Here is a 14825-nt window from a genome sequence, read left to right on the forward strand (position 1 = left end):
AAGCATGTGGCACGTTTCTTTTATTTTTTATAGAGAGAATATTAAAGGTGATAGATATGTGCCACGCATAAAAAAACCACCGCCGTAGCGATGGTTTTCTATCAGTTCATAAGCTAGAGCTAGTTAGTCCAGTACTTTCACAGTACGGCGCTTTTGCTCTTCTTCAACTTTTTTGTTGACGATATATTGCTGAGTCATACTAAACAAGTTGTTCACCGTCCAATATAGAACCAGACCCGCTGGGAAGAACAGCATGAATGCAGTAAAGATAATCGGTAAGAACTTCATAACCTTTGCTTGCATTGGATCAGCTGGTTGCGGATTAAGCTGTTGCTGAATAAACATGGACGCGCCCATTAATAGCGGCAAAATAAACCATGGATCCATCGATGATAGATCCTGAATCCACAAGATCCAAGGGGCATGGCGCAGCTCAACACTTTCGACCAGTACCCAATATAACGCTAAGAAAATCGGCATTTGCATCAGAATAGGCAAACAACCCGCCATTGGATTGACTTTCTCTTCTTTATAAATGGCCATCATCTCTTGCGACATCTTCATACGATCATCGCCATGCTCTTCTTTGAGCGCTTTGAGTTTCGGTCCGATAGCTCGCATTTTTGCCATTGAGTAATAGCTCTTGTTAGAGAACCACATCAAGGCAATTTTAACTAAAACCGTCAATAGAATAATTGACCAACCCCAGTTACCGATGATTTTGTGAATACCATCCAAGATAGCAAACAAGATCTTAGATATTGGCCATAACAGACCATAATCGACCGTTTTGTTGAGGCCTACCGAAACTTCTTTGAGTTCAGACTGTACTTTTGGACCAGCATATAACGTGGCATTCAACGTCAACTGCTTGTTTGGTGCTACATTAATAGGCTGACTGTTAAAACCGATAAAGTAATCATCACCCGTTTCGCGGCTGAAGAAATTACCGGTAAAGTTTTCAGGCGTCCATGCAGATACAAAGTAATGCTGCACGATGCCAACCCAACCTTTATCACTGGTCGTCGTCAACTCACCATCACTAAAGTCACCAAACTTCAGCTTATTATAAGGATCGTCTGGAGTACCCCAAGCGCCGCCCAAATAAGTAGCCATGCTCAATGCGCCTTTGTCAGACGTACCAGGGTCTTTACTGTCATCACGCTTTAACTGCGCAAACATCTGACCTTGCCAAGCATTGGTAGAGGTGTTTTGAATTTGATAGCTAATATCAATCGGATACTTACTTTCAGTAAAGGTGAAAGTCTTGGTAATTGTCACGCCATCTTTTTTGTAAGTTAGCGGTACAGACAGTGTTTGCTGCCCTTCTTCCATTACATAATTATTGGCAGTATGACTGTAATTAGCACGACCTTCTGCCGTATCAATACCATCTTGACCAATTAGACCTGACTGAGCCACGTATACACGATTGCTATTATTTTCTAGCAATACGAAAGGCTTATCGCTATCGAGCTTCGCGTTATATTGCTTAAGAGCAGCATAAACAATATCGCCGCCTTCTGGATTGATTTTTATATCATAGCGATCGGTCGTAACCGTGATTAGACCTGTGTCTTTAGCAGGAGTAGGGATCGCAGTCACTGTGTCGCTGTCGACAGGTTGTGTCTGTGCCGGAATATCACCTGCTGCACCGGTCGAAGATGGAATGTCAGCACCCACTGAAGTGGTCGTTTCTGGCAGCACATCTACCGCTGGTGCATCGGCATAATCATCTCGCCATGCCAAAATCAGCAGATAAGCGGTGATTAGCATCGCAATGATGATCATCACCCGAAATATCTTTTGCATAAACCTTTCCTAGATTAAAAAATTAGGGAATGAAAAATTAGGGCATGTGTCATGACTGTACAGCACGGCTGTCCTGATGTTTAACAACAGTATTGCGAGTCATTTACATAAAATGTGCATTATTTTACTAAAAATCAGCCTCAAATGATACCAAGAGTGTGGATAACTTGTGGGTAACTCCTTGGTCTTTGTATCAAAGCCAATCGATATTCACTTCGATCCTAACGTCATCAAATGATTAAGGCGTGAAACATAGCTTTTGCTATCTCGATAAACACCCAATCCCTGAACATTTATATTTGGTAAGTAAGCTAAAGATACGTAACTATATTGGTAAGAAGCTAAAGGTAGCGGCACGAAATCAATACCATGTCCACCTAGAGGGTGACATCTGCCAATACGTTTTAACAGTAGCCAGCTGCCAGATCGGACACCGTGCCACATCAAAGCTTGTTTACCGTAATTTGAACAAGTTGGATAATATCTACAACGAGCAGGTATTATTGGGCTAATTATTTTCTGATAAAAAGTAATTATATTTAATAAAATTTTATAAAAAATAACTTTATTAGTTTTTATAAAAAAATTCATTTTATTTTATTTCTATTTTTTTAAAAATATTACTTATTTGATTTTTTAATTCTTTTTTATCTATGTCTTTTATTGATTTCTTAACAATAAAAACAATGTCTTTACTTTCTATTTTAAAAGCCTTTGATCGAAACTGTTCACGTATTTGACGTTTAATTAGATTTCGAGCGACTGCAGTAGGTACTTTGCGCTTTGTAATAGCCATACCAACTCTCGGTTTATCATGAGTATTAGTACGTACAAAAGCCATTAAATGACTTTGGTGAATCTTACGTTCAGGCGCATCAAACACCTCACGAAAGGCCGCTGGTGTTAGCAGTCGCTGTTCTTTAGTGAAATGGGCGGTAGGTGTAGCTGAAACAGTATTTGGCATATTAAGACCTAGTATAAGAGCTAATAGCAAGATTAGAAATAATAGTAAAATATAGAGACAAAAAAAGCGCCTATTTGGGCGCTTTTAATATATGGCTAAGTGTCAGTTGTGATGATTGACTATCGCAATCTATGAATAATAGAGACACAACAAGCACAATTAGCCATGCTTATCGCAATCTACTGATTATACAGTAAGGCGATGACGTCCTTTAGCGCGGCGACGAGCTAAGACCTGACGGCCTTTTTTAGTTGCCATACGAGCACGGAAACCGTGAGTACGTTTACGCTTGATCACGCTTGGTTGGAATGTACGTTTCATAACTCACCTATCAAAATAATGGACTAAATTCGTAATAACGGAGGATTATACCACCAGATACTCTCTTGGTCAATGAACTAATTTAATCAGTATTTATACAAGTAAAAATTACTATTGTTAGAAGCAAGTTTTTAGTAGCTGATTTTTGATAAGTAGAAATAACTAGCATTAGTTTAACTGCTCAGTAAACCTAGTTTGTGAAACTAATATTTAAAAGTTATCCACAGTTTGTCTCGAACTCTATAATAATTAACTATTGATATATATAAGTATTGTTGTTATTGGGAGCCCTATTATCTGTGGTTAACTCTAATTTTCTTTTTATAATCAAAATACTAGGCTATGGGCAAACCTGTGGATAACCTGTGGGTTAAATATGGATAACTCAAGATTCGAATTTGTCCACAAAACTATCCACAGTCTTATCCCCAAAAAACAAGGTTTTATCCACAGGGTAACTGTGTTAAATTAGCTACCTACTCGACGTGTAGTTTTACTCGGTTTACAGTGACTATCTTCGGTCTAGCAAGTAGGCACTGCATTAGTGCTCTAATAGCGATTTATACCGTTGAGATATCTGTTATTTCAAATTATAGGGTTAGTACTTTTCATGATAGACACAGCAAATATTTGGGATAAATGTTTAAACGATTTACGCTATAACGTAAAAGACAATGTATTTACTATGTGGTTGAGACCATTATCAGCCCATCAAGAGGCTCAAACCCTTATAATACTTGCCCCTAACGATTATTTTGTCACTTATATTAAAAAGAACCATTTGCAAGATATCCAGCAATTGGTCGCCAAGCATAGCCAAGGAAGTATTGAAGAGGTTATCGTACGTGTTGATAATGCAGGTCGTGATATCGACGATAACCAACCACAGTCAGGGTCTTTATTTGCAGAAGATAAGCCCTCCCCTCCCCCAGCAGAACATAATTTTGAGACGATCCATCACAATAATGCGAAAGCGGATATTGATGCCAACATGCGTCATGCAGAACTGGTTAATTCTGCTGATGCTAAGTCACTTAGTTATCTTAATCCTGAGTTTACTTTTGAAACATTCGTGACGGGTAAGTCTAATAACCTTGCTTACAAAGCTTGTTATGAGCTTGGTAAACGTCAGTCGAAAAATCGTCACAATCCTCTATTTATATATGGCCCTTCTGGTTTGGGAAAAACGCATTTAATGCATTCTGTAGCACATCGCTATTTAAAAAATAATCAAAGTTTTTATTATTTCACTTCTGAAAAATTTATTAATCAATTAGTTTATTCATTAAGAAATAATAAAATAGAAGATTTTAAAAAGAAAATTAAAAAAGTAGATTTATTAATTGTAGATGATATTCATGTATTAGCTGGAAAGACCAAAAGTAGTAATGAATTTTTGACGTTGTTTGCAGATTTCACTAGCGGTGACAAACAACTTATTTTGGCCTCTGATCGTCATCCATCACAAATGACTGAGTTTGACGAGCGCTTTAGATCGAGATTCTCTTGGGGTTTGACCGTAGCAGTTGATCCACCTGAGATAGATACTCGTGTGCAAATCTTGCAAAAAAAGGCAGCCTCATACGGCATGCTATTGCCTAAAGAATGTGCGCTATTTATTGCTCAGAATGTGGTGTCGAATGTGAGGCGTCTAGAAGGTGCTTTGAACCAAGTATTTGCTAATGCTAACTTAACTGGCGCGCAAATAACGCTTGAGATGGTGCAATATGCGCTAAAAGACATCGTTGCAATGCGCGTACAAGCCGTTAATATGGATAATATTCGTAAAGTAGTCGCTGAATACTATGATGTGACTATCAAAGATATGATGGGTCGTAAGCGCACGCGCAGTATTGCTAGACCTCGCCAAATTGCAATGGCTCTATCACGTGAATTGACGGGAGATAGTTTTCCTGAGATTGGTCAGTCATTTGGTGGACGTGATCACACAACGGTGATGCATGCTTGTGATAAAGTTAATGAACTACGAGCCGCAGATCCTGCGTTTGATAAGGATTACAAGACCCTAGCGCTAATGTTGCAAGCAGGTTAGTAGGCCACAGTATCACTATGTTTTAGTAGGATGATATGGTTTATAATATTGACGATATATGCACACAGATAGCTAATGGATTATAGTCAGTAGACAAGGTATTATTAAGCCTAAGCTATTGTTCTGAATTGATAAAAATACAGTCATTTAAATAAGAGTAACTAAGCATGCAATTATCGATTAATCGAGAGTCGTTACTAAAAGCCATTAATTTGATCGCCAAGGCTGCTGATAAACGCCATAACATGGTTATTTTAGGCAATATCAAGTTACAGCTGTCTGAATCAGCGCTTGTTTTGACAGCTTCTGATTTAGAAGTAGAGCTGACGTCGACGTTGAAATTGCCTGCAGGTGCTTGTGTTGAAGCTGGGACAACAACGTTACCTGCGACGAAGCTGAAAGATATTTGCAAATCATTACCAGCACAGGCGCAAGTCAATCTGGCGACTCAAGAGAATGAACGTTGCCTACTGACCAGCGGTAAAAGCCGTTTTACATTAGGTACATTACCAGCCGAAGACTATCCAAGCTTGGGTAATCCAGAAAACATCACACCATTAATCATCAGCCGTAGCCGCCTTACTGATTTGATCCACAAGACCCAGTTTGCGATGGCCATTCAAGATGTGCGTTATTATCTAACTGGCATGTTGTTTGATGTATCACAGCAGCAGCTAACCACGGTTGCAACTGATGGGCATAGATTGGCTTTAGCGCGTAGTGTCATTGATGTGAGTGCTGATCTGAATATGCAGGCTATCTTGCCACGCAAAGCTGTCATTGAGCTTGAGCGCTTGGCTTCTGAGCTTGGTAAAATGCTCGGAGATAAAGATAATCCAGTGACGTTAAGCTTTGGGCGTGAGTTTTTGCAAGTCAGCTTACCGTTTGGTGATGTTGATAGTGCAGGGCAGGTGAGCGATAATTTAATGGTCACGTTTACAGCACGTCTGATCGATGGCAAGTTCCCAGATTATCGCCGTGTTATGCCGAGTAATACGGATAAATTGGCTTTGTTCAACCAAGAAAAAATGACTGATGTGCTACGTCGTGTCGCGATTTTGAGTAATGAAAAATCTCGCGGTGTTGTATTTAATTTTGCCAGTGACGGTATGGTAGAAGTACGTGCCAATAATGCTGAGCAAGACGAAGCGGTGGAAATGATACAAGCTAAGTATCAAGGTGAGCCAATGGAGCTGTCGTTTAACGCGGCTTATTTACAAGATGTATTGGGCGTTATTCAAGGTGATTTGCAAATGCATATGAGCCAATCAAATGCTTCTGTGTTGGTTAATCAGCTGAATGATGAATTCCATCAGTATGTCATTATGCCCATGCGAATATAGTGATATTCGTTTTGCATAAGCAGCAGAATTGGATTTTGACGCTTTGTTTAAGTGTAAATTTACTCTTAGAGTAGATTTGCACCTTTAAGTTTTAATCTTTTTTACCTACAATTTAGTCAACTTATGATTACTTATTATATACTATTTTAATAGGCGGCTATCGGTATTATGATTGAACGTCTGCAAATATCACACCTTCGCAACCTAACACAAGTCAATCTACAGTCCGCTGCGTGTAACGTCATTATCGGCGCGAACGGTAGTGGAAAAACATCCTTACTTGAAGCTATATTTTTGCTGTCCAGAGGCAAAAGTTTCCGGCATCACCAGCCCAAGCGCTATATTCAACATCATCAAAATATGGTCACTGTACATGCTAAGCTTAATGATAGCAGTACCTTAGCTATCCAAAAACAAGCTGATGCTACAACACTCTTGCGTCTTAATCAGACTACTGTCTACAACCAAAGCATCTTAACTGAGCAACTGCCAACACTACTGATAGATCCTTCAACGATGGATATGTTAGAGCAGGGTAGTGCCAGTCGTAGACAGCTATTGGATTGGCTAGTGTTTCACATGAAACAAGGCTTTCATCCGCAGTGGGTTGCTTATCAACGATTGCTAAAACAGCGCAATAGTTTACTAAAAAAATCGCGACATTTGACCCAAGTGCAGCTTGCTGAGTTGAAATCATGGGATAAAGGCTTGAGTAGCCATGCAGCACTCATTCATCATTATCGCGAGCGGATATTTACTGAATGGCAGCCCTATTTTGCTGAGAGCATTGAGCAGTTACTGCCATCTTATGCTGAACAGCTGAGCTTAAGCTATAACGCTGGCTATGATACGAGTATTGCGCTAGATGTGCAGCTTAACGAGCGACTAGAGCAGGATCTGCAGCTAGGATACACTCGCATCGGTAACCACCGAGCTGATGTTCATGTGCATTGGCATTCTGATGATTCAGTAGAGATGAATAATGAGTCTGCAAGCACAGCGCTAAAAAACGATGTTAGTGCTAAATTGCCGACTCTAAAAGAGCAAGCGGCTAATGTATTGTCTCGTGGGGAAAAGAAGCTGTTAATCACGGCATTAAGGCTGTCTCAGTTACCACTATTGCTCAATGCTGAACAGGATATTGATTCACAGAGAGACGGCTTTAATACTAGAGCCACGCCAGTCGTATTGCTAGACGATATAACGGCAGAGCTTGATGGTAGGGCAATAGAGATTTTATTATCGACTTTATCGCAGTTGCCCTGTCAGGTATTTATGAGCAGTTTGACTGATGATATCGTGCCAATGATCCAAGATTTATGGTCAAATCCTAATATGTTTCATGTGAAACAAGGTAATATCCAACCTCTTTAATAACTCGCTTATACTGTCTATTTCATCCTGATTTACAACCTCATAAATCCTCTATACCTACCATCATTTTCCTACAATACCGTTTATTTTTTGAGAGCCATCAATACTAAGAAAACTGTCAGTAAACAGTGACTTAGAAGCAAAAAAATGCTAAAATTAGGCTTTATTTTTATCCTGTTTTCAGCAAGTTGTTTAATAGTGTTGTGTAGATATTTTTTATTATCTACAGGTTTCTAAGTGTTTGATAAGTATGTTTTTAATTTATTTTACTGGCTTTAATAATGTTTAAAAAAAAGAAGCTGATTGTGAAGTTATAAAGCACTGACTTTGTGTTCTCTGAGTCAATATCATCTCTGACGAAATTTTGGTTAATTATGCTTTAGCCAATGATGCGTATCGAAGATTTTTACTACAACAGTTGAGTCTAAAATAACGTTATGAGGCATCATCGTAGTGGTGAGTCCATAGCAAACGGCTGATTATGGCTAGATTAAGGAAGACACATGAGTGATTCATTACCTACCGACCACGAGCAACTGACATCAGATAGTATTGCTGCAACGACGTTGCCAGCTGTGGCGCCTGAAGTATTACCCTCTGATTATAGCTCTAAAGATATTCGCGTATTACGTGGGCTAGAAGCGGTACGTGTACGTCCTGGTATGTATATCGGTGATACCGATGATGGTACAGGCCTCCACCACATGGTCTTTGAGGTAGTGGATAACTCTATTGACGAAGCGCTTGCGGGTCATTGTGATCAGATTGACATCATTATCCATGAAGACGAATCTGTCAGTGTGATGGACAACGGTCGCGGCGTGCCTGTCGATATCCATCCAGAAGAGGGTGTATCTGCAGCACAGGTTATCATGACGGTACTTCATGCTGGTGGTAAGTTCGATGACAATAGCTATAAAGTGTCAGGTGGTCTGCACGGTGTAGGCATCTCAGTGGTCAATGCTTTATCTAAAAAGCTAGAGATGAATATCTGGCGTGAAGGCTATCACTATAATCAGACTTATACCGATGGTGTACCTGATGCTGATATTCAGCAGATGGAAGCCACGAATCAGACGGGCACGCAAATCCGTTTTTACCCTAGTAGTGATGTGTTCACCGGTACTATTTTTGAATATGATATCTTAGCAAAACGCTTACGTGAGCTATCATTTTTGAACTCTGGTGTGCGTATTGTATTGACTGATGAGCGCATTGATAAGCGTCATGAGTTTGAACATAAAGGTGGATTGCTCGAGTTCGTTAGCTATATCAATGCTGGCAAAGACGGTGTCAACGAAGTCTTCCATTTTACCAGTCAACAAGATGACGGTATCAGTGTTGAAGTCGCACTGCAGTGGACAGATACTTATAACGAAAAAGTACTATGTTTCACCAACAACATCCCTCAAAAAGATGGTGGTACGCATCTATCAGGTTTTCGCTCAGCGTTGACGCGCTGCCTGAATAGCTATATGGATCGTGAAAATTTATTCAAAAAAGAAAAAGTAGCTGCAACGGGTGATGATGCGCGTGAAGGTCTAACGGCTATCGTCTCTGTAAAAGTACCGGATCCAAAATTCTCTAGTCAGACTAAAGATAAGCTGGTATCAAGCGAAGTAAAATCAGCTGTTGAATCAGCGATGCATGATAAGTTTAATGACTATCTATTAGAGAACCCAAGTGCGGGTAAAGCGATTGCGAGTAAGATTATCGATGCAGCACGCGCACGTGATGCTGCTCGTAAAGCGCGTGAGATGACGCGTCGCAAGACGACTTTGGATATCGCAGGTTTACCGGGCAAGTTGGCTGATTGCCAAGAAAAAGATCCAGTATTGTCAGAGCTATATATTGTGGAGGGTGACTCTGCAGGTGGTTCAGCCAAACAGGGGCGCAGTCGTAAAACCCAAGCCATTTTGCCGTTAAAAGGTAAAATCTTGAACGTTGAGCGTGCTCGTTTTGATAAAATGCTGTCTTCTGCTGAAGTGGGTAACCTGATTACGGCACTTGGCTGTGGCATTGGCCCTGACGAATATAACCCTGACAAAGTACGCTATCATAAAATCATTATCATGACCGATGCTGATGTTGATGGATCTCACATTCGTACGTTGCTGTTGACTTTCTTCTTCCGTCAAACGCCTGAATTAATCGAGCGTGGCTATGTTTATATCGCTCAGCCACCGCTATATAAAGTCAAAAAAGGTCGTCAAGAACTATACCTAAAAGACGATGAAGCACTTAAAGCGTATCTACTGTCATCGACAATTGACAATACTAAGCTGCATATCAGTGCTGATGCGCCTGCGATCACTGGTCAAGCGCTTGAGACACTACTGAATGACTATAACCAAACGCAGCTAATCAAAGCACGTTTGCAAATTCGTTTCCCAGCGGTGCTTTTGGATGCTTTGACGCATACACCAAAGCTGACGACGGATATGACTAACGATAAATCTGCTATGCAAGCATGGAAAGAAGCCATGCAAACGCAGCTGGACCATTTCGGTAGTGATCTAAGTCCTGAGATTGAACTGATCAATATCCATGCACCGCAACCAAAAAATATGGATGCGGCAGCAGCTGATCTATTGGGTATGAAGCCAGAAGTCGTCGCTGAAGAAACTATCGATGGCGAAGCATTATCTACCAAAGCACAGTGGCTACCACGTATCACTGTCTATGTGCATCAGTTGGCTCATCATTATCTACTGGATGCGAGTTTCATCAGTTCAGGTGAATACAGTAAGCTGTTGCGCTTATCCGCTGAATGGAACACGTTGCTTGAAAGTGATGCCTTTATCCGCCGTGAAGCAACAGCGGGTACGACGAAAGATATCCCAGTACGTGACTTCGATTATCTCTGGCAGCAAATGATGGTCGATGCACGTCGTGGCCTAGCCATCCAGCGTTATAAAGGGCTAGGAGAAATGAACGCCGATCAGCTTTGGGACACAACGATGGACCCTGAAAACCGTCGTATGCTACGCGTCACTATCGAAGATGCTATCGCTGCTGATCATATGTTCACTTGCCTAATGGGTGATCATGTTGAGCCGCGCCGTATCTTCATCGAAGAGAATGCACTGACAGTGTCAAACCTAGACATCTAAGTCTGAGACTATCGTTAATAACATATAAAATACCGCTTCGAATATCGAAGCGGTATTTTTGTTTCACGTGGAACAAATAACTGATTACTTTACGAGAAAAATAAAATGATTGAAGTCGTATTACTCGCTATCGCATTAGCAATGGATGCATTCGCTGTGGCTATTGGACTGGGTGCTAAGTCACAAAAACAGAGTAAGTCTTATCTGCTGCGATTGGCTATTTATGCTGCCTTATATTTTGGCATTGCACAGGGCGTGATGCCACTTATTGGTTATCTATTAGGGGCAGCACTTTTGGGTTGGTTAGCTGCGGCTGCACCTTGGATTGGTGGGTTTATTCTTATCGCTCTCGGTGGAAAGATGCTTTACGAAGTATTTACTGCGGATGAAGAAGATGCTGTCGACAGTGAGCTTCACACAAACGGCAACGCTATAAATGCAGATAGTGAAGCAATGTCGGTGGTTCATCATGGCCACAAAACTGTCAATCATCGCACCTTATTTACACTCGCCATTGCGACGAGTATTGATGCGATGGCAGCAGGATTCACACTTAATCTGTTAGAGCTAAATGCATGGTTAGCTTGTTTAATCATCGCGTTAATCACTGCTATATTTGGCCTGTTTGGTGTTTATTTGGGCTGGCGATCTGGTACGTGGTTAGAGGACAAAGCAGAAGCGCTAGGTGGGTTGGTGCTTATCGCCATTGGATTCAAGGTGATGTTTTTTAGTTAATATAGTCAAAGAATGACTAAACTGCTACGGCGTTACCCTCCTTAGATGTACGACTTGTACTATCTGCAATCGGCTGCCTTGTACCTGTTTTAGACTTCTTTGACTATCAGTTGTTTTCCAAATTTGTTATTCTCAATAAAAAGCACCGCTCTAAACTTTAGAGCGGTGCTTTTTTGTTTCACGTGAAACTCAAACTAGTAAGCTTGCTTAGTGACTACTCTTCGTCAGTGTTAAAACGCCATGCTAATACACGGGTGCTTTTTTGACCCTGACTCATCTCAATAATACGCATTTGGGCGACATCAAGTTGCTTTAATAACAGCTGTAATGGTTTTACATTTTCAGATTTTGAGACTAGTGTCGTAAACCAACCGACATGCTCTGCAAAATCTTGGCTCTCTTTTGCCATTTTGGTCAAAAAGGCAATCTCGCCACCTTCACTCCATAGCTCTTTATGCTGACCACCGAAGTTTAGGTTTTGTGCAGCGTTACCTGTCTTCGACGAACTACGGCTTATTTGCTCGTTTTCATTTTTGCCGCGATGTCTTTGCAAGTTATGTTGCTTGCGGCTGTTGGATTCCATTGCTTCCTCTAATGACGCATGGAATGGAGGGTTACAGACCACCACATCGAAGTAGTCTTGGCGACCGATGATGCCTGCGAACATATGCTTAGGATTGGTTTGTAGTTTGACTTTTACGGCACCTTTTAGCTTTGGATTGGCATCGCAAATAAGCGCAGCGGTATTGACCGAAATTGGATCAATATCGCTGGCAGTAAAGCGCCAACCGTAGCTCTGGCTACCGATGATTGGATAGATGGCACTGGCACCCGTTCCAATATCTAAGGCATGGATTTCTTTACCTGTTGGCGGTGTGTTATCCGCATTCACATGAGTGGTCTGCGCAAGCAAGTCCGCAATATAGTGAATATAATCAGCGCGTCCTGGGATAGGTGGGCACAAATAGCCTTCTGGAATGTCCCAAAACTTCACGCCATAATAATGGGCCAGTAGCGCCTGATTGAGGACACGTACGGCTTGGTGATCCGAGAAGTTAATCGTCGGCTCGCCTTTAGGGTTGGTAATAGTATGCTTGGCAAGCTCAGGCAACGCGCGAGTCAATACCGCAAAGTCATAACGACCTTGATGCGGGTTGCGCGGATGTAGCTGACCGAGTTTTTTAGCGGTCGCCGGTGATCTGTTTCTGTGTGTACTATTTGCTGGAATACGGGTCATAGTGTGTGGCTTTGATGTTTGAATATAATCCACCATTTTAGCAGATTTCACGAGTAACGAATGTCTTATCGACTACGTAAAATCAGATTTAATCCCAATACTATCATCGCTGTACCCAATACGCGGTTGATCCAATGCTCAAAACGCTGAAACCGGCGATGAATAGCAGGGATGGACAGGAGCATCACGACCGTACTAAACCATGCCATTTGTAAGAGCATCATCCATACGCCATAAATGGCCAACTGCCACAGCGGTATATCAGGTGACAATACGAGTGTGAATATCGCGACAAAATATACGGGCGCTTTTGGATTAAAGACATTGCAAAAAAAGCCACGGCGCAACGTAGCAAAGGTGGATTCGCTATTGCTAGGTAACTTTTTGGTAGAGATGTTTTTAGCTGAGGGGGTGGCTTGGCTAATCATCGCATCCTGTGAAACGTGAGCGCTTGAACTTACTTCTGAGTCTGCTGCACTTGTTAAGTTGGCTAAATCTGATGGCTTTTTAGGTTTGGCTTGAATACCTTGCCAACCAAGATAAATCAGATAACCACCGCCCAGCCATTTAATCGTAGTCAATAGTGGCTGCGAATGAGCAATGACCGTTGCCAGTCCTAACACTGAATAGATAATGTGTACGGCAAGACCCAAGGTAATACCGAGACTACAGATCAAACCTGTGCGTCGACCCTTTGCCAACGTCTGCTGTGATACCAAGACAAAATCAGGCCCTGGGGAGGCTGCAGCCAGTAAGTGAACGGTAGTAATCAGCAAAAAACCGTGCCAAAATTCCATAGAATGCTCTGAGTAATGTCTATATTTTTCTCATGGTTACACTTAACGTGAGTGGGGTCAACTGATATTGATATGAGCTTTATTCGTAGCAGTTCTACTGCTTGTGTTATCGTGCGAGGGTGTCTATATTAAAAGTGGGTTTATCGACAAATTTCTATGAATGAAGTACCGAGATTCGACTATACCTATTGTATGACAACCTATTATATAACAATGATTATTTCAACAAGGACAGAACTATGACTACGGACAGCAACGCTACAGAAAACCGCATCACTTATAACACGCAAGGCCATGTTTGCCTTGTCGGGCTAAATCGTGCCAATAAACGCAACGCCTTTGACAGTCATATGATCGGTCAGCTGTCTGATGCGATGACCCGCTACGAGCAAGACGACAACTTACGCTGTGCGTTGATATTTGCGCATGGTGATCACTTTACCGCTGGACTAGATTTGGTCGAGCTGCAAGACAAGCTAAACGATGGCGTGTTTGAGTTTAATGATGATCAAATCGACCCGTGGGGCATCGGCGGCAAACTGCGTACCAAACCAGTAGTGGTCGCGGTCAAAGGCACCTGCTTTACGGTAGCCATTGAGCTGATGCTCAACAGTGATGTGGTCATTGCCAGTGATAACTGCAACTTTGCACAAATGGAAGTTCAGCGTGGCATCATGCCATTTGGCGGTGCGACGGTACGCTTTGTCGCGGCGGCAGGTTGGCAAAAAGCCATGCCGTATCTACTTACTGGCAAAGCATTCGATGCGCAGACGGCAGATAGACTGAATTTGGTCAGTGAAGTAGTGGCAAATGGTACTGAGTACGATCGAGCATTGACGCTGGCGCAAGAGATCTGTAAAGCCGCGCCTTTAGGTGTGAGAGGGGCATTGTCATCAGCACAAGATGCCAGCCGTAATGGTGCGGCGACTGCATTAGCCAATATTCATAGCTATTTGCCGCCGCTCTTTCATTCAGAAGATGCGAAAGAGGGTGTGATAGCGATGGTTGAGAGACGTGAGGCTGAGTTTAAGGGTAGGTAGGACATCAATTTAAATAACTCTTAAATGAAGCGTATG

At 41.7% G+C, this 14825-nt stretch carries 12 protein-coding genes; 6 read left to right on the forward strand and 6 right to left on the reverse strand.

All coding sequences use genetic code 11. From position 1 onward, the window contains the following. Positions 1–123: 123 nt before the first annotated feature. The 4 genes from yidC to rpmH form a co-directional block, all read right to left on the reverse strand. Positions 124–1812 carry a membrane protein insertase YidC gene (gene yidC, locus I6E83_RS00350; RefSeq protein ID WP_197099482.1) on the reverse strand — a complete coding sequence of 563 codons (1689 nt, stop codon included), beginning with the start codon at positions 1810–1812 and terminating at the stop codon, positions 124–126. Between the two features lie 210 nt (positions 1813–2022). Next, the gene (gene yidD, locus I6E83_RS00355) at positions 2023–2403 is read right to left on the reverse strand and encodes a membrane protein insertion efficiency factor YidD (protein ID WP_197099483.1); all 381 of its coding nucleotides are present in this window, start codon (positions 2401–2403) and stop codon (positions 2023–2025) included. Between the two features lies 1 nt (position 2404). Further along, positions 2405–2776, reverse strand: a complete 372-nt coding sequence (gene rnpA, locus I6E83_RS00360) for a ribonuclease P protein component (RefSeq protein ID WP_197099484.1) — start codon at positions 2774–2776, stop codon at positions 2405–2407. Positions 2777–2962: 186 nt separating this feature from the next. After that, a complete protein-coding gene (gene rpmH, locus I6E83_RS00365; RefSeq protein ID WP_007394757.1) occupies positions 2963–3097 on the reverse strand; it encodes a 50S ribosomal protein L34 in 135 nt (44 codons plus the stop codon). A 610-nt stretch (positions 3098–3707) separates the two neighbouring features. Here rpmH and dnaA point away from each other — a divergent pair. The 5 genes from dnaA to I6E83_RS00390 all read left to right on the forward strand — a co-directional run bounded on the left by dnaA (position 3708) and on the right by I6E83_RS00390 (position 11715). Next, entirely contained in the window at positions 3708–5150 is a 1443-nt protein-coding gene (gene dnaA / locus I6E83_RS00370; protein ID WP_197099485.1) for a chromosomal replication initiator protein DnaA, read from the forward strand. A gap of 167 nt (positions 5151–5317) precedes the next feature. After that, positions 5318–6493 (forward strand): DNA polymerase III subunit beta, encoded by a 1176-nt coding sequence (dnaN, locus tag I6E83_RS00375; protein WP_110922142.1) that lies wholly within the window; start codon positions 5318–5320, stop codon positions 6491–6493. A 168-nt stretch (positions 6494–6661) separates the two neighbouring features. Then, positions 6662–7867 (forward strand): DNA replication/repair protein RecF, encoded by a 1206-nt coding sequence (gene recF, locus I6E83_RS00380; RefSeq protein WP_197099486.1) that lies wholly within the window; start codon positions 6662–6664, stop codon positions 7865–7867. Positions 7868–8370: 503 nt separating this feature from the next. Beyond that, positions 8371–10980, forward strand: coding sequence for a DNA topoisomerase (ATP-hydrolyzing) subunit B (gene gyrB, locus I6E83_RS00385; RefSeq protein WP_227680755.1), 2610 nt, complete (start codon positions 8371–8373; stop codon positions 10978–10980). Between the two features lie 105 nt (positions 10981–11085). Next, positions 11086–11715: a manganese efflux pump MntP family protein gene (locus I6E83_RS00390; RefSeq protein ID WP_197099487.1), complete on the forward strand. Its 630-nt coding sequence runs from the start codon at positions 11086–11088 to the stop codon at positions 11713–11715. Positions 11716–11929: 214 nt separating this feature from the next. Here the strand turns inward: I6E83_RS00390 and rlmF are convergent, their stop codons facing one another. Together rlmF and I6E83_RS00400 are read right to left on the reverse strand one after the other, a co-directional pair. Then, positions 11930–12988 (reverse strand): 23S rRNA (adenine(1618)-N(6))-methyltransferase RlmF, encoded by a 1059-nt coding sequence (gene rlmF / locus I6E83_RS00395; RefSeq protein ID WP_194363728.1) that lies wholly within the window; start codon positions 12986–12988, stop codon positions 11930–11932. Between the two features lie 29 nt (positions 12989–13017). Then, entirely contained in the window at positions 13018–13749 is a 732-nt protein-coding gene (locus tag I6E83_RS00400; protein WP_197099488.1) for a LysE family translocator, read from the reverse strand. 239 nt (positions 13750–13988) lie between these two features. Between I6E83_RS00400 and I6E83_RS00405 the strand changes: the two genes are divergently transcribed. Continuing rightward, a complete protein-coding gene (locus I6E83_RS00405) occupies positions 13989–14789 on the forward strand; it encodes a crotonase/enoyl-CoA hydratase family protein (protein ID WP_197099490.1) in 801 nt (266 codons plus the stop codon). Positions 14790–14825: the final 36 nt, after the last annotated feature.

It is taken from the genome of Psychrobacter sp. SZ93C1, assembly GCF_015864635.1.
In the GTDB taxonomy this organism is placed as follows: domain Bacteria; phylum Pseudomonadota; class Gammaproteobacteria; order Pseudomonadales; family Moraxellaceae; genus Psychrobacter; species Psychrobacter fozii.